This is a genomic window from Streptomyces sp. ATCC 21386 (genome assembly GCF_018728545.1).
GTDB lineage: Bacteria > Actinomycetota > Actinomycetes > Streptomycetales > Streptomycetaceae > Streptomyces.
Map to the genome: position 1 here is coordinate 1,492,958 of NZ_JAAVVL010000001.1, position 24,203 is coordinate 1,517,160.

Genomic DNA, 24,203 nt, shown 5'->3' on the forward strand with positions numbered 1-24,203 from the left:
ACAGCGTCCGCTGTGCGGCCGGGGCTTCGTCGTGCGGGAGGGGTGCTACGCCTGGGTGCAGTTCGGGCAGACGCCTCGGTAGGTGACCTCCACGTCCGAGACGGTGAAGCCGAAGCGCTCGGAGGAGGGGAGGTCCGCCAGGGGGTTGCCGGTCGGGTGCACGTCACGGATCGTGCCGCACCGGGCGCAGACCAGGTGGTGGTGCGGACGGTGCGCGTTCGGGTCGTACCGCTTGGCGCGCCGGTCCGTGGCGACCTCGAGCACCTCGCCGAGGGAGACCAGCTCACCGAGGGTGTTGTAGACGGTCGCCCGGGAAATCTCGGGCAGCTTGGCGACAGCGCGTGCGTGCACCTCGTCGGCTGTCAGATGGACGTGTTCGCCGTCGAGGACCTCGGCCACGACACGCCGCTGCGCGGTCATACGCCATCCGCGTCCGCGCAGCCGCTCCAGAAGGTCACTCATACCGGTCAGCGTAACAGCAAGCGGAAACAGTTCCCGAACGGGTGTGAATTTGGAGCTTGGCTTGACTTAGATTTTGTCCAATGTAGGATCTGGCATCGATCGACGAAGCTTCGGCAAGCGCCCGGAGGTCGCCGTCCAGGCCTTGTGCGGCCGAACGGGGTTGGACCGCTTGTCGTTGGGGCGGGCCGGGGTCTCGTAGGAGACTCCCGGCCCGTTCGTGCGTCAGGGGCGTGGCTACGCCGGTGCGGGCTGTCGGGCGGGCGCCCAGCAGCGGATGATGTCGCGTACCGAGACGATGCCGATGGGGGCGCCCTCGTCGAGGACGATCAGATGGCGGAAGCCGCCGTGGGCCATCGCGCGGGCCGCTTCCTCCAGGGTCCAGGACGGCGTGGCGAACACGACGTCGGTGGTGGTGTGGGCGTGGGCGCGCTCGGTGTCGGGGCTCTGGCCCAGGCCCACGGAGACGAGGACGTCGCGTTCGGTCAGGATGCCGAGTCCGCCGGCGTCCGGGTCGAGGACCACGGCCGCGCCGATCCGGCGAGCCGCCATCAGGGCGGCGGCCTGTCGGAGGGTGTGATCGGGGCCGATGGTGAGGACCACTGTGCTCATGGCGTCGCGGACGAGCATGGAGTTCAGCCACCTCCTAGGGAATCCGGGAACGCTTTGTTCAAGGATTCACAAGTTCACAAGTGGGGGGACTCTCAATGTGGCAGGTAAAGCAGAGGTCAACAAGAGGGCGTGCGTGGTCAGTTCGGGGCGCCCTGGATCATTCCGGGGCTCAGTAGCGCTCGTTCAGATAGCCCAGGAGCTCGTCGTGGAGGAGGCCGTTCGAGGCCGCCGCGTTGCCGCTGTGCGGGCCGGGGCGGCCGTCGAGGCCGGTGAAGCTGCCGCCCGCCTCGGTGACGATGATGGCGTTGGCGGCCATGTCCCACAGGGACAGCTCGGGTTCGGCGCAGATGTCCACGCAGCCCTCGGCGACCATCATGTACGGCCAGAAATCGCCGTACGCGCGGGTGCGCCACACCTCGCGGGTCAGGTCCAGGAAGCCGTTGAGGTGGCCGCGCTCCTCCCAGCCGCTGAGGGAGGAGTACGCGAAGGAGGCGTCCGAGAGGTCGGCGACGCGGGAGACGTGCAGGCGGGAGGCCGAACTCAGGCTGCGGCCGGTGAACGCGCCGTGGCCCTTGGCGGCCCACCAGCGGCGGCCGAGCGCGGGGGCGGAGACCACGCCGACGACGGGCTGGTAGCCGCCCTCGGCAGCCTCCATGAGGGAGATCAGGGTGGCCCAGACGGGGACGCCCCGGACGTAGTTCTTGGTGCCGTCGATCGGGTCGATCACCCAGCGGCGCGGGCCGGTGCCCTCGACGCCGTACTCCTCTCCGAGGATGGCGTCGCGGGGGCGGGCGCGCTGGAGTTGGCCGCGGACGAGTTCCTCGGCGGCCTTGTCGGCCTCGCTCACCGGAGTCATGTCCGGCTTCGTCTCGACCTTGAGGTCGAGGGCCTTGAAGCGGGACATCGTGGTCGCGTCGGCGGCGTCCGCGAGGACGTGGGCGAGGCGGAGGTCGTCGAGGTAATCGGCCATGTGGCGAACGGTATCCGCCGAGGTCGGTGCGGGGCTACAGGGGTCAAGGGTCGGACCGGCGGAGGCGGCGGTACGTATGGGGTTCGCCGCCGTGGGCACATGAGTGGGGGCTGTCGCCGCGTGCGGAGGATCGTGCCGCGCACGTTGGCCGGTGTGCGCCCCTGGGGGGTGCCGTGAACCCTTGACAGCGACTTGATGCGCGTCAAATCTGAGGGCCAGAGCCGCCCGCTCGCATTCAGGGAGGCGATGATGCCTGCAGCGCGGGAATCCTTGTTGGACGCCGCTTACACGGCGCTGGTGCGTCGGCCGTGGTCCGCCGTGCGCATGGTGGACGTGGCTGCGGTGGCCGGAGTGTCACGTCAGACGCTGTACAACGAGTTCGGCAGCAAGGACGGGCTCGCCAGGGCCCTGGTCCGCAGGGAAGCGGACGGCTATCTGGCGGGCGTCGAGCGGGCGCTGGCCACCCCCGCGGACTCGCGGGACCGGTTGGCCGCGACCGCCGAGTGGACCGTGGCGGCCTCCCGCAACAACGCGCTGATTCGCGCCATGCTCACCGGCTGCTGGAGCGAGCGGCTGCCGTCACCGACGCTCGCGGCGGTGCGCTCGTCCTCCGCGGTGCCCGCGCAGCGCCGCGCGGACGGCCCGCTGCCCGCGCCCGCCGACTTCGTGGCCCTGGTGCGGGAGCGGGCCGTGGTCGCGCTGTCCGCGCCGGGCGCCCCCAAGGCGGACCAGGCGGAGCTGGCCAGGTCCTGTGAACTCGCGGTGCGGCTCGCTCTCTCGTGCGTGGCGGCGCCCCCGCTCGACGGCGGAGTCACGGACCTCGTGCGGACGGCGCTGCCACGACAGCTCAGCCGGACCCCCGGCTAGGTGTCGACCGGGGGGTGGGGCTGAACCCATGGGCCGGACTGCCGGTGGGCCGGACTAGTGGGCCGAGCCCGAGAGTTGGAGTCCCACGACCCCCACGATCACCAGGCTGATCGAGACGATCTTCAAGGTCGACACGATGTCACCAAGGAAGATCATCCCGTAGATCGCGGTGCCGGCCGCGCCGATGCCCGTCCAGACGGCGTAGGCCGGGCCGACGTCGAGCTTCTTGAGGGAGAGGGTCAGCAGGCCGAAGCTGCCGAGGGCGAAGACGCAGAAGGCGACCGTGGGCCAGAGTCTGGTGAAGCCGTGCGAGAGTTTCAGACAGACGGCGAATCCGGTCTCCAGAAGCCCCGCCACGACCACCAGCAGCCACGCCATGTCTCGTCCTCCCGTGTGCCCACGTTCCGTGACCGCTTCGTCTGTTCTCGGCTGATCTCGTCTGGTCTGGGTCCGACTCGGTGCGATTATGCACTTACCGGGTGGACGGGGGCGCAAACAACGCGGAGGTCAGTGCGGAGGTCAGTCGCCTTCCCGCCGTTCGCGTGTCGAGAGCAGCCTGCGCAGGGAGTAGAGCCGCGCCGGGTCCGCGTGCCCGTCCGCCACCCACTGGTCCAGCGCGCAGTCCTGCTCGTCGTGGCTGCACGCGCGCGGGCAGCCCTCCGTGCCCGGCACGAGGTCCGGGAAGGCGTTGATCACCCGGGACGGATCGATGTGCGCGAGCCCGAAGGAACGCACGCCGGGGGTGTCCACGACCCAGCCACCGTCCGAGTCCGCGAGGGGGAGGGCGAGGGCGGAGGTCGTGGTGTGCCGGCCGCGTCCGGTCACCGCGTTGACATGACCCGTGGTGCGGCGCCGGTCCTCCGGGACGAGGGCGTTCACCAGGGTCGTCTTGCCGACGCCCGAGTGGCCGACGAACGCCGTGACCTTCCCTGAGAGGTGTTCGCGCACGCGGTCGGCGGCGCCGCCCGTCTCCAGCTCCTCGCGGCTCGTCACGACGTACGGGATGTCGATGTCGCCGTAGAGCTCGAGGAGTTTGTCCGGGGAGGCCAGGTCCGACTTCGTGAGGACCAGGAGCGGGTCCAGGCCGCCGTCGTAGGCCGCCACCAGGCAGCGGTCGATGAGACGGGGGCGGGGCTCGGGGTCGGCGAGGGCGGTGACGATGGCGAGCTGGTCGGCGTTGGCGACGACGACGCGTTCGTACGGGTCGTCGTCGTCGGCCGTGCGGCGTAGGACCGACGTGCGGCCGGCGATGCGGACGATCCGGGCGAGGGTGTCCTTCTTGCCGGAGAGGTCGCCCACGAGGGCCACCGTGTCGCCGACGACCGCGGCCTTGCGTCCCAGTTCGCGGGCCTTCATCGCGAGGACGACGCGGTCCTCGACGAGACAGGTCAGCCGGCCCCGGTCGACCGTGAGGACCATGCCCTCGGCGGCGTCCTCGTGCTTGGGGCGGATGTTCGTCCGGGGACGGTTGCCCTTGCGGTTCGGGCGGCTGCGGATGTCGTCCTCGTCGGTGTGCTTGCCGTAACGGCGCATGATCCCGGCCCGCCCGTCAGTTCTTCCCGAGCATCCCGGTCCACATGTCAGGGAAGTCCGGCAGCGTCTTGGCCGTCGTCGCCACGTTCTCGATCCGCACACCCTCCACGGCCAGGCCGATGATCGCGCCGGCGGTGGCCATGCGGTGGTCGTCGTAGGTGTGGAAGACACCGCCGTGCAACGGGCGCGGGCGGATGTGCAGACCGTCGGCGGTCTCGGTGACGTCGCCGCCGAGTTCGTTGATCTCCTTGGTGAGCGCGGCCAGGCGGTCCGTCTCGTGGAGGCGGAGGTGGGCGACGCCACGCAGCGTGGAGGGGGAGTCGGCCAGGGCGGCGACCGCCGCGATGCCCGGGGTCAGCTCGCCCACCTCGCTCAGGTCCACGTCGATGCCGTGGATCGCACCCGAACCGGTGAACACCAGTCCGTACTCGGTCAGTTCGCAGGTGCCGCCCATCTCCGTGAAGATCTCGCGAAGCTGGTCACCGGGCTGGGTGGTGCGCGTGGGCCAGTCGGGCACGACGATCTTGCCTCCGGTCACCAGGGCCGCCGCCAGGAACGGCTGCGCGTTGGAGAGGTCCGGCTCGATCGTGAGGTCACGGCCCAGCAGGGCGCCCGGCGTGACCCGCCAGACGTTGGGCTCGCCGCCCGACTCCGGGGTGTCCACCTGGGCGCCCACCGAGCGCAGCATGTCGACGGTCATCCGGATGTGGGGGAGCGAGGGGAGGGTCGCGCCGGTGTGGCGGACCTCTACGCCCTGGTTGAAGCGCGGGGCGGAGAGCAGGAGGGCGCTCACGAACTGCGAGGACGAGGACGCGTCGATCGCCACCGGGCCGCCGTCCAGGGCGCCGCTGCCGTGGACCGTCAGGGGGAGCGCGCCCCGGCCGTCGTCGTCGATCCGGGCGCCGAGGACGCGCAGGGCGTCGATCACGCCGTTCAGCGGGCGCTCGTAGGAGCGGGGGTCGCCGTCGAAGCGGACGGGGCCGTCCGCCAGGGCCGCAACCGGCGGCAGGAAGCGCATGACCGTGCCCGCGTTGCCGACGTCGACCGTGGCCGGGCCGTGCAGGCCGGTGGGCAGGACGCGCCAGGCCTCGCCGGAGCCGCCCGCGCCGGAGGAGCTGGAGGAGACGGTCTCCTCGATGCCGACGCCCATCGCGCGCAGGGCGGCCGCCATCAGGAGGGTGTCGCGGGAACGGAGGGGGCGGCGCAACCAGCCGGGTTCGCTCGCGAGGGCGGCGAGGACGAGGGCGCGGTTGGTGACCGACTTGGACCCCGGGACGTGGACCGTCGCGTCGACGGCTCCGCTCGCGGTGGGGGCGGGCCAGAGGGCGGGCTGTGCGTTCAGGGCCATGCGGCCACTTTAGTAGGGGTTCGCCGAAGGGGGCGCCTGGTGATCGCCGTGGGCAGCCGCGGGTCCGGTGGGGGCTGATCGCGCCCACGCGGCGGAGCCGCACATCGATACGCCCCGCGCCCCTGTGACGCCCCCCTGCGGGGCTGCATCACAGCGCTGTCACAGCCCCAGCAGCCACCTTCCGCCGCCCATCAGCGCGCACAGCGACACCACGTGGAACATCACCAGCCACACCGTCGCCGGGAGATGGGTCAGCCGGGAGAGCTGGTCCGCGTCGGAGTCGCCGGCTCCTCCCCGGCGGCGCTTGGCCTGGAGCTCGAAGGCCGGGCGTACGCCTCCCAGCAGCAGGAACCAGACCACCGCGTAGGCGAAGGCGGCCTGGACCTGGGGGCCCGCCAGCCAGGAGACGACGACGAAGGTGCCGCCGGTGAGAAGGACGGTCAGGGCGCCGTACGCGTTGCGGATCATGACCAGCATGGCGACCAGCAGGAGCGTGGCGAGCCAGAGGAGCAGGGTGATGCGGCCGGAGCCGAGGAGGGCGGCGCCGCCGAGGCCGAGGAGCGGGGGAGCGGTGTAGCCGGCGGCGGCGGTGAGGATCATGCCGAGGCCGGTGGGCTTGCCGCGGCTGACCGTGAGGCCGCTGGTGTCGGAGTGCAGCCGGATGCCGGTGAGGGTGCGACCGGTGAGCAGCGCGATCAGTCCGTGGCCGCCCTCGTGCGCGATGGTGATGGCGTTGCGCGAGAGCCGCCAGACGCCGTGCGGGACGATCGCCGCGAGCGCGGCGACCCCGGTGGCTATGACGACCCACAGGTCCGGGTCGGGCTGGGTACCGAAGACCTCGTCCCACAGGCTGGCCAGCGAGGTGGCTGCGGTGCTTTCCATGTTCTGCGGTGGCTCCCTCGGGTCGTTGTCGAACGGCGTCCACGCCTGGCGCCGTTCGCGGGGGGTGGTGGTCGGGTGACGGGTGGGCCTGGCAGTGTGGCACTTATGTGCGGACGGTATGCGTCGAGTCGTAGGCCCGAGGATCTCGCAGGAATCTTTGAGATCGAGAAGTGGGAGCCGGAGGAGCGCCTGGAGCCGGATTACAACGTGGCTCCCACCAAGGAGGTCTACGCGGTTCTCGACCGCCCTCTGAAGGACGCCGACGACAAGCGGCCGGTTCGCCAGCTGCGGAAGCTGAAGTGGGGGCTGGTGCCCTCCTGGTCCAAGAACCCCGAGGGCGCCGCACGGATGATCAACGCCCGCGCCGAGACCGTGCACGAGAAGCCGTCGTACCGCCGTGCGTTCGCCACCCGGCGCTGCATCCTGCCCGCCGACGGCTACTTCGAGTGGGTCACCGGCAAGGGGGAGCGGGAGCTGGAGGTCGAGGGGAAGAAGAAGCGGCCGCGCAAGCAGCCGTACTTCGTGCTCCCGGCGGACGGTTCCGTCTTCGCGATGGCCGGGCTGTACGAGTTCTGGCGGGACAGGACGCTGCCGGACGACCATCCGGGGGCCTGGTGGGCGACCTGCTCGGTGATCACGACGGAGGCCGAGACGACCCCGCTGGCGGTGGCCCCCGCGGACGGCCCGCACGCGCTGGCCGAGATCCACCCCCGGATGCCGCTGATGCTGACGCCGGACCGGTGGGACGGCTGGCTCGACCCGGCCCGCACCGACCTCGACGACCTGCGCGGGCTGCTCGAACCGCCGCCCGCCGGGCTGATGCGCGCCTACCCCGTCTCCACTGCCGTCAGCAACGTCCGCAACAACGGGCCGGAGCTGCTGAAGGAGCTGGAGGGGCCCGAGGAGGGCACACTCTTCTGACGTGACCGAGATCGAGGCAGCAGCGACGGAAGAGATCGACACCGAGGCCGGCACGGGCCGTGTCAGCTGGTACGAGGCCGAGGCGCCGGAACGCGTCCTCGCCGTCGGCCACGGCGCCGGCGGTGGCATCGAGGCCCGCGATCTGCGGGCCCTCGCCGCCGTGCTCCCCGCACACGGGGTGACCGTGGCCCTGGTGGAGCAGCCGTGGCGGGTCGCCGGGAAGAAGCTCGCGCCCGCGCCGAAGACGCTGGACGTGGGCTGGCGCGGGCTGTGGCCCGCGCTGGCGAAACCGGGACTTCCGGTGATCGCGGGAGGCCGGAGCGCCGGCGCGCGGGTGGCCTGCCGGACGGCGGCCGAGCTGGGCGCGGCGGCCGTACTGGCGCTGAGCTTTCCGCTGCATCCGCCGGGCAGGCCGGAGAAGTCCCGCGCCGAGGAGCTGCTGGGGGCCGGGGTGCCCACCCTCGTGGTCCAGGGCGGCAACGATCCGTTCGGGAGGCCGGAGGAGTTCCCGGAGGGCGGGTACGGGCTCGTGGAGGTGCCGTACGGCGATCACGGGTTCACGGTGCCGAAGCGGGCGCCCCTCGGGCAGGACGAGGCGCTGACGGTGATCACCGAGGGCGTCGTGGAGTGGATCGCGTCACTGCGATGACCCGTTCCGGTGGCGGGGGGAATGCGGAGCGGCGGCCCTTGGTTGTGCGGATCAGACAGCGCGAAAGACCGTGCTGACCGCCGTACGAGAGGAAGTCCGCCGCATGGGTTCGACCTATTGCCCGAGCCGCAGCAGCCGCGCTGACCTGGACTGGACGGTGCTGCACGCGGCCAAGAGCGGCCCTGTTCGGGCGGCGGCGGGCATGGATCGTCGTCTATCCTCCGATTCTGGTGGTACCGGTTTCGGTACCGCACAGACGCTGGAGGAGGTGGGTCCGGTCACTGGGACCGACGCAGGGACCGAACGGGGCCAGGCGGAGCAGCCCGAGGGCACCGAGACCGCCGCGGAGCGCAGCGCCCGGTTCGAGCGGGACGCTCTGGAATTCCTCGATCAGATGTACTCGGCCGCACTGCGCATGACGCGCAACCCGGCCGATGCCGAGGACCTGGTGCAGGAGACGTACGCGAAGGCGTACGCGTCCTTCCACCAGTTCCGTGAGGGCACCAACCTGAAGGCCTGGCTGTACCGCATCCTCACGAACACCTTCATCAACTCGTACCGCAAGAAGCAGCGCGAACCCCAGCGCAGCGCGGCCGAGGAGATCGAGGACTGGCAGCTGGCGCGCGCCGAGTCGCACATGTCGACCGGGCTGCGCTCCGCCGAGTCGCAGGCGCTCGACCACCTGCCCGACTCGGACGTGAAGGCGGCGCTGCAGGCGATTCCCGAGGAGTTCCGCATCGCCGTCTATCTCGCCGATGTCGAGGGCTTTGCGTACAAGGAGATCGCCGACATCATGGGGACACCCATCGGTACGGTGATGTCCCGGCTGCACCGGGGTCGCCGTCAACTGCGCGGCATGCTCGAGGACTACGCCCGTGACCGTGGGCTGGTTCCGGCCGGCGCCGGGGAGTCGAACGAAGCGAAAGGCTCGGGCTCATGAGCTGCGGAGAGCCGCATGAGACGGATTGCAGCGAAATCCTCGATCATCTCTACGAGTTCCTCGACCGGGAGATGCCCGACGCCGACTGCACCAAGTTCGAGCACCACTTCGAGGAGTGCTCGCCCTGCCTGGAGAAGTACGGGCTCGAACAGGCCGTCAAGAAGCTGGTGAAGCGCTGCTGTGGGCAGGACGACGTGCCCACCGATCTGCGGGCCAAGGTCATGGGCAGGATCGATCTGATCCGATCGGGACAGACCGTTCCCGAACATGATGTGACGGCGTCGCCGGTCACACCGCAGGAGGGCTGACCTTCTGCTGAGCCCGTTTCGGGGACGGCCGCCCGGCCGTCCCCGAAACGGGCTCAGTCATGTGCGGGGTGCGGTGGTGGAACGGGCTCAGACCTCCAGGCCGCTCTCGATGCGCTTCAGGCCGTGCCGTGCCAGGGCCAGGTTGCTGCGGGAGCGATCCAGCGCGAGGTAGAGGAAGAGCGAACCCTTGCTGCTGGTCAGGGGGCGGATCAGGTGGTACTGCCGGCTCAGAGTGATCAGGATGTCCTCGATCACGTCGTCCATGTCGAGGGACGCCAGAGTGCGCATCTTGGCGCGCACCACCTCGGTGTTGCCGGCCGCCGCGAGTTCCAGGTCGAGGTGCTGCCCGCCGCCGAGGGCGCCGAGTGACATCCCGCTCTCGTAGTCGACCAGAGCGACACCGACCGCGCCGTCGATGGCCATGGCTTCCTTGAGTGCGGTCTCGATGTTCATATTGCTGCCCCAATTCCTCAGTGCTGCTGACCGGTCACTGTCCGGCCAACTACGATCGACACGAGTGACCCACCGGTCACAAACGCCAACTTTCCCGTGTGTTACGAAAGTTGGCGTTCAAAGTACTGTGCGGCGCGTCAACGTGGAGGGCGAATGGGGGGACTTGAGGAGATGAAGCCCGCGCTCCAGGTTTCCCTGGACCGGCTTCTCGACTCTCCCGGCGTCACCGGCCTCGCCCTGATCGACGCGGTCACGGGACTCACCTACGCCGTCGCGGGCGACGCGGCCCAGGTCGGGACGGGGGCGGAGTGCTCGGATCTCGCCACCCTCATCTCCGACCGGCTCGGCGAGGCCGGTGCCGGGGCCGGGGGCGAGTTGGAGAGCGTGGTCGTGACCAGCAGACGACGCCAACACGTGCTGCTCTCCGTGGACCGGACGGCCGGCGATCCGCTGCTGCTCGCGGCCGGCCTCGACCGTGACCTGGCGAACATGGCTCTGGCGCTGCGCAGCCTCGGTGACCGGGTGCGCGAGGTGCTGGCGTGAAGACTCCCTCGGCACGCAACGTCCCCGCACTGCTGCAGGCACTGCACCAGGAGGGCTACACCGGCACGGTACGGGTCTCCGGCTCCCCCGGTGGCACGATTCACCTGCGGGACGGACTGATCGGAGCGATCGAGACACCGGGCGCGCCGACCGCGACGTCCACGCTGCTCGCCTCGGGCCGGATCGACGACGACGCCTGGCTCGCGGCCCGCGCCGCCGAGCCCGACGCGGACCGGCTCGCCCCCCATCTGATCGGCGCCGGCCTGATCGGCGCGGCCGAACTGGAGGTCGTCTGCACGGCGGCCGTGTTCGACGGGGCCTTCGCGATGGCACTCAGCCCGCCAGGCGGCTGGGAGCTGACCGAACGCCAACCCACCCTCCTCGCCCGGCCCGGCGTCGAGCCGCGGCCGCTGGCCGAGGAGACCACCCGCCGTATGGCGCTGCTGGCCCGGCTGTGGGGCCCCGCGGGAGAACTTGCCCGGGTCCGGCCCCGACCGGTCGGCCGCCACGGCACCCCGGAGTCCGACGGTCGGCTGAACCGACGTCACCAGGACCTCGTCGAGACCGCCAACGGCCGCCGTACCCCACGGGACATGGCCTTCGCCCGGGGGCGCGGACTCTACGCGGTCATGCTGGACCTCGTCCGGCTTCAGGCGCGCCGGGCCGTCCACTGGGAGAGCGGGCCGGACCCCGACCGCCGACCCAGCACCGCCCCCCGGGTCCTCCAGGGGCAGTCGGCACCGGACGAACCGTCACCCAGAGCCGGTCCCCTGCCCAGACGCAGGCCCGGTGGAGGCTCTCCCACCGGAGGCCTCGGAGCGAAGGGCGGGTAGTGAGCCCCCACAGAGACCCGGCCCGCAAACGCCGCATACGCAGCAAGGCCGCCCGCCTCCGACGGCGTCAGGTGCCGAGAGCACCCACGGACGACCGTCCGGTCCCATCCGCCGAAACCCCACCGCACGCCGCGTCCGTCCCCACGAACCCAGTACGACCGCCGTCCACCGAGCCCGGTGCCGGCGCGGCCGAACGGCCACGGTCACCAGGCGCTGGTGACGGCACGGCCGTACGGTCACCGTCCGGTGCGACGGCGGATGGACCGTCGCCGCCCGCCGACAACGACGTCCGGGCCGCAGAACGGCCGTCGGGCGCCGTACCCGGTGATGTCGCCGCGAAGCCGCCGTTACCCGTGCGGGGCGCGGCGCGTCCTTCCGACGACGCCGCGGACGGCACGCCGGACAGCCCGGCCGTCCCGTCCCCGATCCCGCCCATGTCCCTGCTGTCGGCCGAGGAACTGCTCGCCGACCAACCCTCCGTAGAAATGCTGCGGCGTGTCCGCCGCGGGCTGCGGGCTCTCCCCGAGCCCGACCGGCACCTGCCCGAATAGCGGGCGTCGGGAAAGCCCGCCCGCACCCCCTGCCGCTCGGACCGCACACCCACCGCAGACGTATGGACCAAGGAGCACGTGCCCATGACCCCACACGCATCGACCGAATCGCTGACCGGCATCCTGGCTTCGCTGCGTGACCGGGTGATGGGCGTCGCCGAGAGCGTCCTGTCCACCGTCGACGGGCTCCTCGTCGTCGCCGACGTCGACAAGGTCCACCCCGAGTCCGTCGCCGCCCTCGCCGCCGCCACCCTCGGTGTCAGCCGTCGGATGGCCGACCAGTCCGGTGTCGGGGCCCTTCGCGAGGTGGTCGTCCGGTGCGGCGCGGGGCACGTCATCGTCGTCGCCGTGGGCGAACGCACCCTGCTGACCGTCATGGGCGACGACGGCCTCGACCTCGCCGCCTTCCAACGCGAGTCCCCGGCGACCGTCGAACAGTTGAGCAAGGCGCTCGCGGCGGATGTGGCGCACTGAGACGAACGACGAGACACGGCGCGGCCGTCGACCCGGACGGCGAAGAGACATGACGGTGCCGTCGACCGGGGCCGTCGGCGTGGGGGCGGCGCTTTCACTCGAAGGGGTTAATCCGGCCGTCGTGGCGCGAGGGATTCACCCGTAGCCGTCCCCTCCCGTTCCGGCCCGTCCTAGGCTCCGGAGCCTGAACTCGGGAGGGTGCCATGGGGTCGGTGACGGCATGGGCCCGTGTGTACGTCGCCTGTGTCGTCCTCGGGGCCGTGGTCTGTCTCGCGCCCCTGCCGGGCGGCCACGTCCCGTGGGGGGCTGTGGCCCTGCTCGCCGCGCTGTACGCCGCGTGCGAGCAGATCACCCGCTGCCCCTTCATGGGTCACCGTGCCCCCAAGGGCATGGGCACCTTCTTCCCCGTCCTCCTCGCCGGGGCCTTTCTGCTGCCGGTGCCCGCCGCCGCGCTCGTGGCCGTGCCGGGGGCCTTGCTCTCCCGGGTCGAACAGCGGCCGCGGTCACTGCGCCGGATCTGGCGGGCGGGCCGGCTGGTGCTTGCGGTGGGGGCCGCGTCGCACACGCACGCGGCGCTCGGCGGTCCGGACGCGCTCGCCGGCCCCGACTTCCCGTACGCGCTGCTGCCCGCCGGGGCCGCGGCCGTGGTGTTCTGCGCGGTGCTCACGCTGCTCGACGGCGGGATCCTGGCGCTCGCCGAGCGAGTACCGGCGCGCGTCGCCTGGCGGGGGCTCTTCTGGCGGTCGCTGGCCCCCGTCGTCGTGCACGGGCTCGCCGGGCTGATGATGGCCGTGCTGTGGCGCAGCCCGCACGGGCCCGTCGCCGCGCTGCTCGTGCTGCTGCCGATGTACGTGTCCTGCTGGGTGTTCGCGCAGTACCACCGGGAGCGGGCGGCGCACCGGGCGACCGTCCGCGCGCTCGTCCAGGCCGTCGACATCAAGGACGGCTACACGCGCGGGCACAGCGAGCGGGTCGGGCAGGCGTCCCTGCTGATCGCGCGGGAGCTCGGCATGGACGACGAACGGGCCGAGGTCCTCCGGTTCGCGGGGATCCTGCACGACGTGGGGAAGCTCGGAGTGCCCACGCGGTTGCTGCGCAAGGACGGTCCGCTGACGCCCGAGGAACGGCGGATCGTCGAACTGCATCCCGAGTACGGCCACGAGATGGTGCGCGGGATCTCCTTCCTCGGGGAGGCCCGGGCGGCGGTGCTGCACCATCACGAGCGGCTGGACGGGAGCGGGTATCCCTACGGGCTGGTCGGCGGCCAGATCCCCGAGTTCGCCCGGGTCGTCGCGGTCGCCGACGCCTTCGACGCCATGACCTCCACCCGCTCCTACCGCCGGGCACGCCCCGTCGACGCCGCCCTCGCCGAGCTGCGGCGATGTGCGGGCGCCCAGTTCGACCCCGTCATGGTGACGGCACTGACCCGCGCCCTCGCCCGCCACGGCTGGGCCCCGACCGTCACGGCCGACCCCGGCGGGAACGTCCCACCCGCCGCGAACATCCCGTTCGGCGGGACGCGCGGCGAGCCGGGGACGGGCCCGGAACGGCGCGAAGCCGGGTTCGGACGCGGAAGTGGGGCGCGTGGTGGCGATGGGGGGCGCGTGCCGTGACCCTGCTCGTCGGTCTGCGCTGTCTCGCCGGGCTGCTCGCTCTCCTGGCCCTCGGCCATACCCTCTGGCGCGGTCTCGACGATCCCGGTGTCGCCCTCGCGTTCGCGGTGCTCGTGGGCGTGGGGGAGCTGTCGCGGTGGCGTGGGGCGGAAGGGCGTGATGTGGCGCCGCTCGGAGCGGCCGGGGCACTGGCCTACGCGCTGCTGGGGGAGAACGGCGGGCGGCCGACGGGACACGGGGTGCTCCAGATCGTCGCCGTCGTCGTCGCAGCCGCGCTGCTGGGGTGTGTGCCGTACGTGGTCAAGGGGTGCCGGTCGACCCTCGACCACCTCACCCGGCGCGTCCTCACCGTCGCCTTCGCCGCCCTCTGCTTTCCAGCCGCTGCACCACCGGGGCCTGCCCGCGCAGTGGAGCGGCCCCTCCCACGCCCTGCTCCTCGTCGCGCTGCTCGTCCTGACCGCGCTGTGCGACGCCGTGCTCGTGGCCGCCATGGCACACGCGCGGACCCGGTGGCCCTACGGCCCGCTGCTGAGGGACGAACTGCGGACGCTGCCCGGAACAGGGTCGGCGGTGTGTGCGACGGGGGCCGTCATGGCCCTGGCGACCGGTGTCGTCGGGCTGTGGGCGCTGCCGGTGTTCTCGTTGCCGCTGCTCCTCACCCAGCTGTCGTCGCGGCGGTACGCCCACGTCCGGGCCACCTACCGGCAGACCATTGCCTCCCTGGCCCGCGCCACGGAGATCGCCGGGTACACCCCCGCCGGGCACGCGCGGAGGGTGGCCCTGCTGAGCCGTGAGGTGGGCCGTGAGCTGGGACTCGGCGAGTCCCAGCTCACCGTCGTCGAGTTCGCCGCCCTGATGCACGACATCGGCCAGCTGAGCCTCGTCGACCCCGTACCGGCCGGAGCCACCGCCGGGCTCCCGGTGGCCGAGCAGCGCCGGATCGCGCTGCTGGGCGGCGCCGTCGTGCGGCAGACCGGGGTGGACGCCGAGGTCGCCGTGGTGGTGGAGCGCCAGGCGGATCCGTACCGTGAGCAGCCGGTCGGCGCGCGCATCGTGCGGGCCGTGAACGCATACGAGGAGAAGGTCCGGGAAGCAGGGCCGGAGGGGCCGCTCCGGGCGCTGGAGGAATTGCGGCTGGGCACGGCCCGGGACTATCACCCGGAGGTGGTGGAGTCGCTCGCGCGGGTACTGTCGAGAGACTGTCTGACCTTGCCCGCGGTGGGGTAACCCATGGGTAATGAGCGCCTCTCCATCCGGTCGTGGTTGGATGCGAGGGAGAGGGTGTACCGGGGGCGACGGCCAGCCCACTCCGACGGAACTGGCAGGCGGGAACCGTAACTGGCAGGCGGGAATCGTGAGGATCTTCGGCAAGGGACGGCATCGGCCCTCCGCCTCCTGGCGGCAGGCCACCGATCGTGCGTTCACGCTGATCGGCGACGGTCGGTACGAGGACGCGGGGGCGCTGTTGACACGTGCCGCGGACCTGGAGCCGTGGCTGTCCGAGTCCTGGTTCAACCTCGCCCTCCTGCACAAGTTCCGGCACGACTGGGAACAGGCGAGAGCGGCCGGACTGCGGGCCGTCGCACTGCTCGACCGCGAGACCGGCGCGCCCGACTGGTGGAACGTGGGCATCGCCGCGACCGCCCTCCAGGACTGGCCGCTGGCCCGCAGGGCGTGGCAGGCGTACGGGTTGCGGGTGCCCGGCGGGGCGGCCAGGCCGAAGCCCGGTGGCGGACCCGGCGATTCCGGGGAACCGGTGGGCATGGACCTCGGCAGCGCGGCCGTACGGCTCTCGCCCGAGGGCGAGGCCGAGGTCGTGTGGGGGCGGCGGCTCGACCCCGCCCGGATCGAGGTGCTCTCCATCCCGTTGCCGTCGTCCGGGCGGCGCTGGGGCGAGGTCGTCCTGCACGACGGCGTGCCGCACGGGGAGCGGACCACCGCCGCGGGGCACGCGTATCCGGTGTTCGACGAGATCGAGTTGTGGGCGCCGTCCCCCGTGCCGACCTGGGTGGTGCTGCTGGAGGCCGCGACCGAGGCGGACCGGGACGCCCTGGAGCGGCTCGCGGCGGACGCGGGGTTCGCGGCGGAGGACTGGTCGTCGTCGGTGCGGTTGCTGTGCCGGCTGTGCTCGGAGTCACGGATGCCGTCCGACGAGGGCAACGGGGAGCATCTCGATCCGCACGATCACAGCGAGCCGGGGCATCCCGGGCCGCTGGGACACGTGACGGACGGGCAGTTGTGGGCGCCGGAGCGGGAGTGCGGGGTGGCCGCGCCGGCTTCGCTGGTTCGGGGGTTGCTGGACGGGTGGGTGGCCGACAGTCCGGATTCCCGTGACTGGCGGGATCTGGAAGAGGTTTGTTAGGGGGCGCGCGGTTCGTTCTCGGCCGCGGTTCGGTGGGGCTTCTCACGCAGTTCCCCGTGCCCCTGACGGGCGCTCTTGACGGGGCGCCCTCCTGCGGGGCGCGGTCCCCGTACCCTGTATCAGCAACTTCATCGCTTGTTGTTTTGAGGAAGGCGTACGTCTGTCATGGCCCAGCAGGACACCGATCAGCAGCACGTGGGCGTGCTCCCCGTCGATGACGAGGGGTTCGTCATCGACACGGAGGACTGCGAGGAGCGCGAGCAGGCGTACCGCGAGCGTGGCACGTCGTTGCCGATCACCGTGGTCGGGAACCCGGTGCTGCACAAGGAGTGCAAGGACGTCACGGAGTTCGGCGACGAGCTGGCCAAGCTGGTGGACGACATGTTCGCCAGCCAGCGCACGGCGGAGGGCGTGGGTCTGGCCGCGAACCAGGTCGGTGTCGATCTGAAGGTCTTCGTGTACGACTGCCCCGATGACGAGGGCAAGCGTCACACCGGTGTCATCTGCAACCCGAAGCTGGTCGAACTCCCCGCCGAGAAGCGCCGGTTGGACGACAGCAACGAGGGCTGTCTGTCCGTGCCGACGGCGTACATGCCGCTCGCCCGCCCCGACTACGCCGAGGTGACCGGGCAGGACGAGAAGGGCAACCCGATCAAGGTGCGCGGCACCGGCTACTTCGCGCGCTGCCTCCAGCACGAGACCGACCACCTGTACGGCTACCTCTACATCGACCGGCTCTCCAAGCGCGACCGCAAGGACGCCCTGCGGCAGATGGCCGAGAACGAGCCCCGTTACCCCGTGGTCGCCAACGACTGAGCCGACTCGCCCCGCCCGCAGGCGCGCCCGCCCTCAGGCGACCTCCGGCCCCCGGAACGTGCGGCGGTAGGCCTGCGGGGTCGTGTTCAGCGACCGGACGAACTGATGACGCAGGGCGGCGGCGGTGCCGAAGCCGGTGCGCCAGGCGATGGCGTCCACCGTCTCGTCCGTCGCCTCCAGCAACCGCTGGGCCAGCAGCACCCGTTGGCGCAGGATCCAGCGGTACGGGGTGGTCCCGGTCTCCTGCTGGAAGCGGCGGGCGAAGGTGCGCGGGGACATGTGCGCGCGGGCGGCGAGCTGCTCGACGGTGACCTCCTCGTCGAGGTGCTGCTCCATCCACACGAGGACCTCGCCGACCGTGTCGCACTGCGAGCGCGGCAGCGGCCGCTCGATGTACTGGGCCTGGCCGCCGTCGCGGTGCGGTGGCACCACCATCCGTCGGGCGATCTTGTTCGCGACCTCCGGCCCCTGCTCCTTGCGGACGATGTGCAGACAGGCGTCGATACCGGACGCCGTGCCCGCCGAGGTGATCACCGGGTCCGCGTCGACGTACAGCACGTCCGGCTCGACCACCGCACGCGGATACTGCCGGGACAGCTCCTCGGCGTGCCGCCAGTGGACCGCGCACGGCCGCCCGTCCAGCAGTCCGGCCGCGCCGAGCACGAAGACGCCCGAGCACACGCTCAGCACCCGGGCGCCCCGGTCCGCGGCCCGGCGCAGCGCGTCCAGCAGGTCGGCCGGGTAGATCCGGTGCACATAGCTCTCGCCCGCCGGGACGACCACCAGGTCGGCCTCTTCGAGCCGGTCCAGTCCGTACGGGGTGGAGATGGTGAAGCCCGCGTGCGTCCGCAGGGTGGGACCCTCCGCCGACGCGACCGCGAAGTCGTACACCGGCAGGCCCTCGTCGCTGCGGTCGAGGCCGAAGACCTCGCACACGACTCCCAGTTCGAAGGGATGCACGCCGTCCATGAGGATGGCGGCCACGTTCTTCAGCATGCTGCCAGTGTGCCCCGGAAGTGGCAGGAATTCGAGGGGGTGCGGCAGTCCTGCCACTGTTTGTCAGGAGCGTTCGGCGCGACAGTAGTGTCCATGGATGCGACACAGCTGCAAGGACTCATCGGAACACTGGCCGTCCTCGGACTGCTCGCCCTGGTCGTGCTGCCCGCGATCATCGGCGTCGTGCACGACCGGCGCATCGACCGCCAGCTCCAGCGGGCGTCGCAGGACCGGCGGGCGTCGCAGGAGAGGCCGGCGACGCAGGAAAGGCAGGTGGCGGCGTCGCACCGCGTCGCCCGCCCCGCCTGATCGCCGTTGTCAGGCATGCGGCGCCCCATGGCCACGGCCCCACGCCCCGAGGCGGCGGCCCCTCCGGCATCTCCCCGGCACGACGACGACCGCGAAGGTCACGTCGGCCGGGGACGCCATCACCCCGAAGGAGCTCGGCTCAGAAGTCCTCGTCCAGGTCGACGGTGCCCTCCACCGCGACCTGGTACGCGGACGGACGCCGCTCGAAGAAGTTGGTGAGCTCCTGGACGCCCTGCAACTCCATGAAGGAGAAGGGGTTCTCCGAGCCGTACACCGGGGCGAAGCCGAGGCGCGTGAGGCGCTGGTCGGCCACGCATTCCAGGTACTGCCGCATCGACTCGGTGTTCATGCCCGGGAGTCCGTCACCGCACAGGTCGCGCCCGAACTGCAGCTCGGCCTCGACCGCTTCCCTCAGCATGTCCGTGACCTGCTGCTGGAGCTCTTCGTCGAAGAGCTCCGGCTCCTCCTTGCGGACGGTGTCCACCACCTCGAAGGCGAAGGACATGTGCATCGTCTCGTCGCGGAACACCCAGTTGGTGCCGGTGGCCAGACCGTGCAGCAGACCCCGGCTGCGGAACCAGTAGACGTACGCGAAGGCGCCGTAGAAGAACAGGCCCTCGATGCACGCCGCGAAGCAGATCAGGTTGAGCAGGAAACGGCGGCGGTCCGCCTGGGACTCCAGCCGGTCCAGCTTCTCGACCGAGTCCATCCACCGGAAGCAGAACTCCGCCTTCTCCCGGATGGAGGGGATGTTCTCCACCGCCGCGAAGGCGGCCGCCCGGTCCTCCGGGTCGGGGAGGTAGGTGTCCAGGAGCGTCAGATAGAACTGGACGTGCACGGCCTCCTCGAAGAGCTGGCGGCTCAGATAGAGCCGCGCCTCGGGGGAGTTGATGTGCTTGTAGAGGGTCAGCACGAGGTTGTTCGCCACGATCGAGTCGCCCGTCGCGAAGAACGCGACCAGACGGCCGATGAGGTGCTGCTCGGCGGGGGAGAGCTTCGCGAGGTCGGCGACGTCCGAGTGGAGGTCGACCTCCTCGACGGTCCAGGTGTTCTTGATCGCGTCCCGGTAGCGCTCGTAGAAGTCCGGGTAGCGCATCGGGCGGAGAGTCAGCTCGAAGCCGGGGTCGAGGAGATTCTGGTTGCTGGGCATCACTGGCAGGCCTCGCAGGACTCGGGGTTCTCAAGGGAGCAGGCGACGGCATCCGGATCGGCCGACTGCTGGACGGGGATGGTGTTCTCTGGCCGGTTCGGCGTCTGCGCCTGGCCCTGACCCTGGCCTTGGCCCTGCGCGGCGCGGGCGATGCGGGTCGCCGGGCGGGAACGCAGGTAGTACGTGGTCTTCAGGCCCGACTTCCACGCGTACGCGTACATCGAGGAGAGCTTGCCGATGGTCGGCGTCTCCAGGAACAGGTTGAGCGACTGGGACTGGTCCAGGTACGGGGTGCGGGCGGCGGCCATGTCGATCAGACCGCGCTGCGGGATCTCCCAGGCCGTGCGGTACAGCGCCCGTACGTCGGCCGGGATCCAGGCGAAGTCCTGCACCGAGCCGTTGGACTCGCGCAGCGCCTCACGGGTGCGGGCGTCCCAGACGCCCAGCTCCTTCAGGTCCTTCACCAGATACGAGTTGACCTGGAGGAACTCCCCGGACAGCGTCTCGCGCTTGAACAGGTTGGACACCTGCGGCTCGATGCACTCGTACACACCGGCGATCGAGGCGATGGTGGCCGTCGGCGCGATGGCGAGGAGCAGGGAGTTGCGCAGGCCCGTCGTCGCGACGCGCTCACGCAGGGCCGCCCAGCGCTCCGGCCAGGTGGTCTCGACACCGTAGTGGTCGGGGTGCAGCACGCCGCGCGCCGTACGGGTCTTCTCCCAGGCCGGCAGCGGACCGGACCGCTCGGCGAGGTCGGCCGAGGCCTCGTACGCGGCGAGCATGACGCGCTCGGCGATCCGCGTCGACAGGGCCTTCGCCTCGGGGGAGTCGAAGGGCAGCCGCAGCTGGAAGAAGACGTCCTGGAGGCCCATCGCGCCGAGTCCGACCGGACGCCACTTCGCGTTGGAGCGGCCCGCCTGCTCGGTCGGGTAGAAGTTGATGTCGACCACGCGGTCGAGGAAGGTGACGGCGGTCCGGACGGTCGCGTCCAGCCGCGCCCAGTCCATGTCGCCCGCCGCCGGGTCGACGAAGGCGCCCAGGTTCACCGAACCCAGGTTGCAGACCGCCGTCTCCCCGTCGTTCGTGACCTCCAGGATCTCCGTGCAGAGGTTGGAGGAGTGGACGACATGGCCCGGCTCGGCCGTCTGGTTCGCCGTGCGGTTGGCCGCGTCCTTGAAGGTCATCCAGCCGTTGCCGGTCTGCGCGAGGGTGCGCATCATCCGGCCGTACAGGTCACGGGCCGCGATGGTCTTCTTCGCCAGGCCGTCCGCCTCCGCCTTGCGGTACGCGGCCTCGAACTCCTCGCCCCACAGGTCGACCAGCTCGGGTACGTCGGAGGGGGAGAACAGCGACCACTGCTCGTCGGCGTTCACCCGGCGCATGAACTCGTCCGGGATCCAGTGCGCCAGGTTCAGGTTGTGCGTACGCCGGGCGTCCTCGCCCGTGTTGTCGCGCAGCTCCAGGAACTCCTCGATGTCGGCGTGCCAGGTCTCCAGGTAGACCGCGGCCGCGCCCTTGCGCCGGCCGCCCTGGTTCACGGCGGCGACCGAGGCGTCCAGGGTCTTCAGGAACGGCACGATGCCGTTGGAGTGTCCGTTGGTGCCCCGGATCAGCGAACCGCGCGCGCGGACGCGGGAGTACGACAGGCCGATGCCGCCGGCGTGCTTCGAGAGGCGGGCCACCTGGTGGTAGCGGTCGTAGATGGAGTCCAGCTCGTCCAGCGGGGAGTCGAGGAGGTAGCAGGACGACATCTGGGGGTGTCGCGTACCGGAGTTGAAGAGCGTGGGCGAGGAGGGGAGGTAGTCGAGGCGGCTCATGAGCCCGTAGAGCGCGGCGACCTCGTCCAGGGCGCGCAGGCCCGCCTCCTGATCGGCTCCCGTGTCCTCGGCGAGACCGGCGGCGACCCGCAGCATGAAGTGCTGCGGTGTCTCGACGACCTTGCGGGTCAGCGGGTGCCGGAGCAGGTAGCGGCTGTGCAGGGTGCGCAGACCGAAGTAGCCGAAGCGGTCGTCCCCGGCCGGGTCGATCAGGGCGTCGAGACGCTCGGCGTGGGCGCGGACGAACTCGGCCGTGCGGTCGGCGACGAGGCCCTCCCGGTGGCCCACGGCGATGGACTCGGTGAACGTCGTGACACCCTGCGAGGCCGCCTCGGCACGGATGCCGATGGCCAGCAGCCGGGCCGCCAGCTTCGAGTAGGCGGGGTCCTCGGCGATGAGGCCCGCGGCCGCCTCCGTGGCCAGCTCACGCAGCTCCGCGACCATCTCGGGGGCGGAGACACGCACCGACCGGCCGCGCAGCGCGGCGGCGGCGACCCGGTCGGGGTCGGCGTCGGGGAGGTCGGCGGTCAGCTCGGTCAGGGTCCGCAGCAATGCGGCACCAGGGCCGTCGGACTCCGCCGCCGGGTCGGCTGGAACCGGCTCGGCCGCGGCGATGTCCGACACCGGATCGGCTGGCGCGATGGTCACGTGGGGCTCTCCCTCGCTCGGCTGGGGGCCCTGCGGAGGGCAGGCGGCAGCACACGAGCGCACGGGGGCGTCGCGTCCACCGGCCCATTCCACGAGGCCCGGACGTCAGGGCACCCGGACCGGACGGCCGGGCGCACTGTCGGCAGGTGTTCGGACTGAACAGGCGTGCGCGCATGGGGATGTGCGCGCGCCCGTACACCGTTGCGGGACAGCTCCGGATTCACACCGGATTCCCCTGCGGCGACAGCGAGCATGAGCATACATCTAGTGCCGGGGCGCGGTGTCACCCCCACATGTTGTGTCGCCTTCGGCTTCGGGGGGTGTCAGAGCGTCAACTCGTAGGTGATCAGAGTGACGTCGAGGTGGTCGGGCAGGGGGTTCCAGTCGCGCTCCGGTGTGCGGGTGAAGCCCAGGCGTTCGTAGATGCGATGGGCTGCGCGCATGCCGCGTTGGGTCGACAGCACGAGGCGCACACAGCCCTCCACGGTGCGGGCGCGCTCCACGCAGGCCCGCACGAGCGCCTCGCCGGCACCGCGCCCGCGGGCTTCCGGGGAGACCGCGAGCATCCGTATCTCGGCCTCTCCCGCGCGGGCGATGTCGGCCATGGGGCCGCCCGTGGGAACGAAGGTCGCTCCGCCCAGCACCCGCCCGTCCACGACCGCCACGAGCACGTCGGCCTCGGCGGCCCGCTTCGCCACGTCCCGCAGCTCGTCGAGGTACTGGTCGCTCTGCCCGAAGTCCAGCAGGCCGTCGCCGAGGTAGGCCTGGGCGGTGATCTCGCCGAGTGCGGCGTACTCGGCGGGAGCGGCCGTCCTGATCGTGATGTCCATGCGTCGCAGTGTGCACGAGCGACGGATCGGCGAGGCGGCGGTTGTCCACAGGGAACGCCGTCGGTCGGACAATCGGACCGCACAACTCCTGCCGGACCGCACGGGTCACCGGGCCGCACGGGTCCCGCCGGGCCGTTCGGGACCGTGCAGGTCGCGTCGGGCTGCTCGGGCTCTCCGGTGGAGATCGTGCCCGGTCGCGTCAGGCAGTCGCCGGCCACCGGGGCAGCGTCGTCACGAAGTCCGCGGTGAAGTCACGGGTGCCCGGTCCCAGCGTGACCCGGCCGGTGGCCCGCAGGCGGGCCGTCAGCGCGGGGGACTCGGAGTAGTAGACGCGCCGGGCGGCGGTCGGCACGAACACGGTCTGGCCGCGCGTGAGTTCGCTCGCGCACTCCACGACGACGGCCCCGTCCGCGGCCTCGACGAACGCCTCGTCGCTGCAGACGCCGACGGCCAGCGGATCGTGCAGGGGGCAGGTGCCGTCCCCGCCGTGGCGGGTGTAGGCGGCCATGTAGGTGCGCATCAGCCGGGCGGCGAGGGCCGTGCCGGGGCCCGCGGCCTCCAGCGCGGCGAGGTTCTCCGGGCGGAACAGCCAGCGGTGCGAGGCGTCCAGGTCGACCATGGTGAACGGGATCCCCGAGGAGAGCACGATCTCGGCGGCCTCCGGGTCGGCCCAGATGTTGAACTCGGCGACCGGGGTGAAGTTGCCCGGGACCTGCGCGGCGCCGCCCATGAACACGAACTTGCGGACGCGGTGGGCGAAGTGCGGGTCCTCCAGCAGGGCGATGGCCACGTTGGTGAGGGGACCGGTTGCGCACACCGTCAGCTCGCCCTCGTACTCCCTCGACAGGCGGAGCAGGGCCTGGGCGGAGGACTCCGTGGGGTGCGGGGCCGTGGAGTCGGGGAGGGTCTCGTCGCCGAGGCCGGCGCGGCCGTGGAAGGCGGAGGCCTCGCGGTAGGGGAGGCGGGAGAGGGGGCGGCCGGCGCCTCTGTGTACCGGGACGTGGCCGTCGATGCGCAGGGCTCGGGCGAGGGCTCGGGCGTTGGCGTAGGTCGCCTCGGCGGGGAGGTTTCCGCCTGCCGAGGTGTATGCCTTGAGGTCCCAGAGGTCTGTTCCCAGGAGGTACTGGAGGGCCACGGCGTCGTCGATGCCGGGGTCGCTGTCCAGGACGATCGGGGGGCGAGCGGTCACTGTGCCAGCGTAGCGGGGTGTTCCTCGCCCCCGCCGCCCTTAGCCTTCCCATCCTCAAGGGGCTGCGCCCTTTTGACCCCCACACTTCCGTCCGGTGGGGGTTCTCGCGCAGTTCCCCGCGCCCCTGAAA

25 protein-coding genes, 1 pseudogene and 1 riboswitch are annotated in these 24,203 nt (G+C 71.5%); of the genes and pseudogenes, 13 read left to right on the forward strand and 13 right to left on the reverse strand.

The features are described from left to right. Positions 1-45: 45 nt before the first annotated feature. The 3 genes from GWK25_RS06550 to hisN all read right to left on the reverse strand — a co-directional run bounded on the left by GWK25_RS06550 (position 46) and on the right by hisN (position 2,041). Entirely contained in the window at positions 46-462 is a 417-nt protein-coding gene (locus GWK25_RS06550; protein WP_184899217.1) for a Fur family transcriptional regulator, read from the reverse strand. Positions 463-696: 234 nt separating this feature from the next. Further along, positions 697-1,089, reverse strand: a complete 393-nt coding sequence (locus tag GWK25_RS06555) for a cyclic nucleotide-binding/CBS domain-containing protein (RefSeq protein WP_215448901.1) — start codon at positions 1,087-1,089, stop codon at positions 697-699. Between the two features lie 151 nt (positions 1,090-1,240). Next, on the reverse strand, positions 1,241-2,041 hold the full coding sequence (hisN, locus tag GWK25_RS06560; RefSeq protein WP_215448902.1) for a histidinol-phosphatase: 801 nt from the start codon (positions 2,039-2,041) through the stop codon (positions 1,241-1,243). Positions 2,042-2,290: 249 nt separating this feature from the next. On the opposite strand from hisN, the gene GWK25_RS06565 reads away from it, so the two are divergent. Next, complete coding sequence (locus GWK25_RS06565) at positions 2,291-2,908, forward strand: TetR/AcrR family transcriptional regulator (protein ID WP_215448903.1); 618 nt, start codon at positions 2,291-2,293, stop codon at positions 2,906-2,908. 54 nt (positions 2,909-2,962) lie between these two features. Here the strand turns inward: GWK25_RS06565 and GWK25_RS06570 are convergent, their stop codons facing one another. The 4 genes from GWK25_RS06570 to GWK25_RS06585 form a co-directional block, all read right to left on the reverse strand. Continuing rightward, a complete protein-coding gene (locus GWK25_RS06570) occupies positions 2,963-3,286 on the reverse strand; it encodes a multidrug efflux SMR transporter (protein WP_045559048.1) in 324 nt (107 codons plus the stop codon). Between the two features lie 141 nt (positions 3,287-3,427). Beyond that, entirely contained in the window at positions 3,428-4,441 is a 1,014-nt protein-coding gene (rsgA, locus tag GWK25_RS06575) for a ribosome small subunit-dependent GTPase A (RefSeq protein ID WP_215448904.1), read from the reverse strand. Between the two features lie 16 nt (positions 4,442-4,457). Continuing rightward, on the reverse strand, positions 4,458-5,789 hold the full coding sequence (gene aroA, locus GWK25_RS06580) for a 3-phosphoshikimate 1-carboxyvinyltransferase (protein ID WP_215448905.1): 1,332 nt from the start codon (positions 5,787-5,789) through the stop codon (positions 4,458-4,460). A gap of 159 nt (positions 5,790-5,948) precedes the next feature. Then, on the reverse strand, positions 5,949-6,671 hold the full coding sequence (locus GWK25_RS06585; RefSeq protein WP_215448906.1) for a M50 family metallopeptidase: 723 nt from the start codon (positions 6,669-6,671) through the stop codon (positions 5,949-5,951). Positions 6,672-6,776: 105 nt separating this feature from the next. Between GWK25_RS06585 and GWK25_RS06590 the strand changes: the two genes are divergently transcribed. The 4 genes from GWK25_RS06590 to rsrA all read left to right on the forward strand — a co-directional run bounded on the left by GWK25_RS06590 (position 6,777) and on the right by rsrA (position 9,489). Further along, positions 6,777-7,592 carry an SOS response-associated peptidase gene (locus GWK25_RS06590; RefSeq protein ID WP_215448907.1) on the forward strand — a complete coding sequence of 272 codons (816 nt, stop codon included), beginning with the start codon at positions 6,777-6,779 and terminating at the stop codon, positions 7,590-7,592. 1 nt (position 7,593) lies between these two features. Next, positions 7,594-8,241 carry an alpha/beta family hydrolase gene (locus GWK25_RS06595; protein ID WP_215448908.1) on the forward strand — a complete coding sequence of 216 codons (648 nt, stop codon included), beginning with the start codon at positions 7,594-7,596 and terminating at the stop codon, positions 8,239-8,241. A gap of 268 nt (positions 8,242-8,509) precedes the next feature. Further along, a complete protein-coding gene (gene sigR / locus GWK25_RS06600; RefSeq protein WP_045559042.1) occupies positions 8,510-9,181 on the forward strand; it encodes an RNA polymerase sigma factor SigR in 672 nt (223 codons plus the stop codon). After that, positions 9,178-9,489 carry a mycothiol system anti-sigma-R factor gene (rsrA, locus tag GWK25_RS06605; protein ID WP_215448909.1) on the forward strand — a complete coding sequence of 104 codons (312 nt, stop codon included), beginning with the start codon at positions 9,178-9,180 and terminating at the stop codon, positions 9,487-9,489. The genes sigR and rsrA overlap by 4 nt, the downstream gene beginning before the upstream one ends. Before the next feature lie 87 nt (positions 9,490-9,576). Here rsrA and GWK25_RS06610 read toward each other — a convergent pair whose 3' ends face one another. Continuing rightward, the gene (locus tag GWK25_RS06610; protein WP_215448910.1) at positions 9,577-9,942 is read right to left on the reverse strand and encodes a hypothetical protein; all 366 of its coding nucleotides are present in this window, start codon (positions 9,940-9,942) and stop codon (positions 9,577-9,579) included. A 195-nt stretch (positions 9,943-10,137) separates the two neighbouring features. Here GWK25_RS06610 and GWK25_RS06615 point away from each other — a divergent pair, with 195 nt between their 5' ends. The 7 genes and pseudogenes from GWK25_RS06615 to def all read left to right on the forward strand — a co-directional run bounded on the left by GWK25_RS06615 (position 10,138) and on the right by def (position 17,134). Continuing rightward, positions 10,138-10,485, forward strand: coding sequence for a hypothetical protein (locus tag GWK25_RS06615; RefSeq protein WP_215457238.1), 348 nt, complete (start codon positions 10,138-10,140; stop codon positions 10,483-10,485). Continuing rightward, entirely contained in the window at positions 10,482-11,318 is an 837-nt protein-coding gene (locus tag GWK25_RS06620; RefSeq protein WP_215448911.1) for a hypothetical protein, read from the forward strand. The genes GWK25_RS06615 and GWK25_RS06620 overlap by 4 nt, the downstream gene beginning before the upstream one ends. Positions 11,319-11,953: 635 nt before the next feature. Continuing rightward, complete coding sequence (locus GWK25_RS06630) at positions 11,954-12,343, forward strand: roadblock/LC7 domain-containing protein (RefSeq protein ID WP_215448913.1); 390 nt, start codon at positions 11,954-11,956, stop codon at positions 12,341-12,343. 203 nt (positions 12,344-12,546) lie between these two features. Then, positions 12,547-13,956 (forward strand): HD-GYP domain-containing protein, encoded by a 1,410-nt coding sequence (locus GWK25_RS06635; protein WP_215448914.1) that lies wholly within the window; start codon positions 12,547-12,549, stop codon positions 13,954-13,956. 14 nt (positions 13,957-13,970) lie between these two features. After that, positions 13,971-15,183: pseudogene (locus GWK25_RS06640) on the forward strand (HD-GYP domain-containing protein). Positions 15,184-15,310: 127 nt separating this feature from the next. Next, positions 15,311-16,318: a hypothetical protein gene (locus tag GWK25_RS06645; protein WP_184899242.1), complete on the forward strand. Its 1,008-nt coding sequence runs from the start codon at positions 15,311-15,313 to the stop codon at positions 16,316-16,318. A gap of 165 nt (positions 16,319-16,483) precedes the next feature. Beyond that, entirely contained in the window at positions 16,484-17,134 is a 651-nt protein-coding gene (gene def / locus GWK25_RS06650) for a peptide deformylase (protein ID WP_215448915.1), read from the forward strand. 33 nt (positions 17,135-17,167) lie between these two features. Here the strand turns inward: def and GWK25_RS06655 are convergent, their stop codons facing one another. After that, positions 17,168-18,130 (reverse strand): GlxA family transcriptional regulator, encoded by a 963-nt coding sequence (locus tag GWK25_RS06655; RefSeq protein ID WP_215448916.1) that lies wholly within the window; start codon positions 18,128-18,130, stop codon positions 17,168-17,170. Between the two features lie 93 nt (positions 18,131-18,223). On the opposite strand from GWK25_RS06655, the gene GWK25_RS06660 reads away from it, so the two are divergent. Next, the gene (locus GWK25_RS06660; protein ID WP_215457969.1) at positions 18,224-18,439 is read left to right on the forward strand and encodes a hypothetical protein; all 216 of its coding nucleotides are present in this window, start codon (positions 18,224-18,226) and stop codon (positions 18,437-18,439) included. 139 nt (positions 18,440-18,578) lie between these two features. Here GWK25_RS06660 and GWK25_RS06665 read toward each other — a convergent pair whose 3' ends face one another. The 4 genes from GWK25_RS06665 to GWK25_RS06680 form a co-directional block, all read right to left on the reverse strand. Continuing rightward, positions 18,579-19,589, reverse strand: a complete 1,011-nt coding sequence (locus GWK25_RS06665; RefSeq protein ID WP_215448917.1) for a ribonucleotide-diphosphate reductase subunit beta — start codon at positions 19,587-19,589, stop codon at positions 18,579-18,581. After that, positions 19,589-22,054 (reverse strand): ribonucleoside-diphosphate reductase subunit alpha, encoded by a 2,466-nt coding sequence (locus GWK25_RS06670; RefSeq protein WP_215448918.1) that lies wholly within the window; start codon positions 22,052-22,054, stop codon positions 19,589-19,591. The genes GWK25_RS06665 and GWK25_RS06670 overlap by 1 nt, the downstream gene beginning before the upstream one ends. 145 nt (positions 22,055-22,199) lie before the next feature. After that, a riboswitch (cobalamin riboswitch) is annotated at positions 22,200-22,289 on the reverse strand. Positions 22,290-22,377: 88 nt separating this feature from the next. Then, positions 22,378-22,884, reverse strand: a complete 507-nt coding sequence (locus GWK25_RS06675) for a GNAT family N-acetyltransferase (protein WP_215448919.1) — start codon at positions 22,882-22,884, stop codon at positions 22,378-22,380. Between the two features lie 199 nt (positions 22,885-23,083). Beyond that, on the reverse strand, positions 23,084-24,073 hold the full coding sequence (locus tag GWK25_RS06680) for a nucleoside hydrolase (RefSeq protein ID WP_215448920.1): 990 nt from the start codon (positions 24,071-24,073) through the stop codon (positions 23,084-23,086). Positions 24,074-24,203: the final 130 nt, after the last annotated feature.

Coding starts and splice junctions, on each gene's coding strand:
- GWK25_RS06550 (WP_184899217.1), bottom strand. CDS start 462: ATGAGTGACCTTCTGGAGCGGCTGCGCGGACGCGGATGGCGTATGACC.
- GWK25_RS06555 (WP_215448901.1), bottom strand. CDS start 1,089: ATGCTCGTCCGCGACGCCATGAGCACAGTGGTCCTCACCATCGGCCCC.
- hisN (WP_215448902.1), bottom strand. CDS start 2,041: ATGGCCGATTACCTCGACGACCTCCGCCTCGCCCACGTCCTCGCGGAC.
- GWK25_RS06565 (WP_215448903.1), top strand. CDS start 2,291: ATGCCTGCAGCGCGGGAATCCTTGTTGGACGCCGCTTACACGGCGCTG.
- GWK25_RS06570 (WP_045559048.1), bottom strand. CDS start 3,286: ATGGCGTGGCTGCTGGTGGTCGTGGCGGGGCTTCTGGAGACCGGATTC.
- rsgA (WP_215448904.1), bottom strand. CDS start 4,441: ATGCGCCGTTACGGCAAGCACACCGACGAGGACGACATCCGCAGCCGC.
- aroA (WP_215448905.1), bottom strand. CDS start 5,789: ATGGCCCTGAACGCACAGCCCGCCCTCTGGCCCGCCCCCACCGCGAGC.
- GWK25_RS06585 (WP_215448906.1), bottom strand. CDS start 6,671: ATGGAAAGCACCGCAGCCACCTCGCTGGCCAGCCTGTGGGACGAGGTC.
- GWK25_RS06590 (WP_215448907.1), top strand. CDS start 6,777: ATGTGCGGACGGTATGCGTCGAGTCGTAGGCCCGAGGATCTCGCAGGA.
- rsrA (WP_215448909.1), top strand. CDS start 9,178: ATGAGCTGCGGAGAGCCGCATGAGACGGATTGCAGCGAAATCCTCGAT.
- GWK25_RS06610 (WP_215448910.1), bottom strand. CDS start 9,942: ATGAACATCGAGACCGCACTCAAGGAAGCCATGGCCATCGACGGCGCG.
- GWK25_RS06630 (WP_215448913.1), top strand. CDS start 11,954: ATGACCCCACACGCATCGACCGAATCGCTGACCGGCATCCTGGCTTCG.
- GWK25_RS06635 (WP_215448914.1), top strand. CDS start 12,547: ATGGGGTCGGTGACGGCATGGGCCCGTGTGTACGTCGCCTGTGTCGTC.
- def (WP_215448915.1), top strand. CDS start 16,484: ATGGCCCAGCAGGACACCGATCAGCAGCACGTGGGCGTGCTCCCCGTC.
- GWK25_RS06655 (WP_215448916.1), bottom strand. CDS start 18,130: ATGCTGAAGAACGTGGCCGCCATCCTCATGGACGGCGTGCATCCCTTC.
- GWK25_RS06660 (WP_215457969.1), top strand. CDS start 18,224: ATGGATGCGACACAGCTGCAAGGACTCATCGGAACACTGGCCGTCCTC.
- GWK25_RS06665 (WP_215448917.1), bottom strand. CDS start 19,589: ATGCCCAGCAACCAGAATCTCCTCGACCCCGGCTTCGAGCTGACTCTC.
- GWK25_RS06675 (WP_215448919.1), bottom strand. CDS start 22,884: ATGGACATCACGATCAGGACGGCCGCTCCCGCCGAGTACGCCGCACTC.